The 2,194-nt window shown below is 72.4% G+C and carries 2 protein-coding genes; both read left to right on the forward strand.

Going from position 1 to position 2,194, the window contains the following annotated elements:
* Positions 1 to 625: 625 nt before the first annotated feature.
* Complete coding sequence (locus ABZ281_RS46800) at positions 626 to 1,429, forward strand: polyprenol monophosphomannose synthase (RefSeq protein WP_356664649.1); 804 nt, start codon at positions 626 to 628, stop codon at positions 1,427 to 1,429.
* Between the two features lie 88 nt (positions 1,430 to 1,517).
* A complete protein-coding gene (gene fxsA / locus ABZ281_RS46805) occupies positions 1,518 to 2,093 on the forward strand; it encodes an FxsA family membrane protein (RefSeq protein ID WP_356664651.1) in 576 nt (191 codons plus the stop codon).
* The last annotated feature ends 101 nt before the right edge of the window (positions 2,094 to 2,194 follow it).

Below are 2,194 nucleotides of genomic sequence, written 5' to 3' on the forward strand. Positions count from 1 at the left end.
TAGCCGGCCGGGCGGGTCGAGTGCCTTACGGACGCCGGTCTCGGGGCCGTCGGTGGGCGGACGCACGGTCTTCGTACGGCCGGGCGAGTGATCTACGGGGGTGGCGCGCATTCAGCCGCGCGCCGCGCCCCCGGCGCGCGACCTGCGCATCCTCGGCGCTGACCAGGGCTTTGCCGCTGGATGCGCAGGTCAAACGGCTGTTGACAGGCGGCCGCAGGGGGCCGGTAGGTTCGGCCGAGTCCACCACCGGACGCCCGACCGGGGAACGTCCGAGCACTCGCCGCGGCGCCGCCGGGTCAGGGACGGTGTGCCGCACCGGGGCACCGCCACTGGGAGCCAGGCTCAGGCCGGCGCAGCGCCGAGGGAACGTTCCAGCCGGTCGGGGAGGTGCGACCCGGGTGGGGCCCGCGCGCTCAGTAGACAACGGCTTCAGGTCGATCCGCAGCCGGCGGATCCCAGGTCGGCCCGAAGGGCGCCGGGCCCCCATCCGCCGCAGGCGCACACCGGGAGGCGCGCTCCTACCCGCGTCTTGCGGATTCGACACCACGATTCGAACGTCCTGTCACGTCGGCGCAGGCCGGGCCCACTATGGTGGACCTCTGCGTATGGACATGAAGGGGCAGTAGTGAACGACGGCGACGGGACCCTCGCGGCAGGAGCCCAGGTGAGGACGTTCGGCCCGCTCGGCACGGCCTTGGTGATCATCCCGACCTACAACGAGGCGGAGAACATCAAGAGCATCGTCGGCCGGGTGCGCAAGGCCGTCCCCGAGGCGCACGTACTCGTGGCCGACGACAACAGCCCGGACGGCACGGGCAAGCTGGCCGACGAGCTGACCGTCGAGGACGGCCACGTCCACGTGCTGCACCGCAAGGGCAAGGAAGGCCTGGGCGCCGCCTACCTGGCGGGCTTCCACTGGGGCCTGGAGCGTGACTACGGCGTGCTGATCGAGATGGACGCCGACGGCTCCCACCAGCCCGAGGAACTGCCGCGTCTGCTTACCGCCCTCAAAAGCGCCGACCTGGTGCTGGGTTCGCGCTGGGTGCCCGGCGGCCGGGTGGTGAACTGGCCGAAGTCCCGCGAGGTGATCTCCCGGGGCGGCAGCCTCTACTCCCGGCTGGCGCTCGACCTGCCGCTGCGGGACATCACCGGCGGCTACCGCGCCTTCCGCCGCGAGACTCTGGAAGGGCTCGGTCTCGACGAGGTCGCCTCCCAGGGGTACTGCTTCCAGGTCGATCTCGCCCGCCGCGCGGTCAAGGCCGGCTACCACGTGGTCGAGGTGCCCATCACGTTCGTCGAGCGTGAACTCGGCGACTCCAAGATGAGCCGCGACATCCTCGTCGAGGCGCTGTGGCGCGTCACGGCGTGGGGCGTGGGGGAGCGGGTCGGCAAGGCGACGGGGCGGGGCGGCAAGCCCTCGAAGCCGTAAGCGCAGGCCGCCTCGGGGGCAGCCGTTCACAGAAACAGCTGATGGTGGCCTTATCCCGTGCTGAGCCGGGGCCAGGCACACTGGACGCATGACGACTGGCGCTCAGACCCCGCTGCCCCCTGCCCGGCCCAAGCGCTCCCGGCTGCGTACGTTCCTGCCGCTCGGCGTCGCCGTGTGGCTCGTGCTGGAGATCTGGCTGCTCACGCTGGTCGCGGGGGCGACCAGCGGGCTGGTGGTCTTCCTCGTCCTGCTGGCGGGCCTCGTGGCCGGCTCGGTCGTCATCAAGCGGGCCGGCCGGCGGGCCTTCCGCAAGCTCTCCGAGGCGCTGCAACAGCAGCAGAGCGGGGTGATGCCCGACGCGGCCCGACCCGGCAGCGAGGGCAACGGCCTGATGATGCTGGGCGGTCTGCTCCTGATGATCCCCGGCCTGGCCTCGGACGCGGTGGGCCTGCTCCTGCTGCTGCCGCCGGTCCAGAAACTCGTGAGCCGTTCGGCGGAGCGCACCTTCGAGCGCAAGCTCCGGGAAGCCCGCCCGGGCACCCTCGGCGGCGCCTTCCAGCAGGCCCGTATGCACCAGCCCGACGGCAAGGTCGTCCAAGGCGAGGTCATCAGGGACGAGCCGGGGGACACCCCGCAGCCGCCGCGCCCTCCGCTGACCCACTGAGGCGTCCGGGGCGCGTGCACCAGAGGGGCCTTCCCGGGGCCCGCGCACCGGCGAGCCTTCCCGGGCACGAGCTGCTCCGGGGCCGTGGACATGCGGAAGAC

Origin of the sequence: Streptomyces sp. NPDC006265, assembly GCF_040613555.1 — a bacterium.
GTDB lineage: Bacteria > Actinomycetota > Actinomycetes > Streptomycetales > Streptomycetaceae > Streptomyces.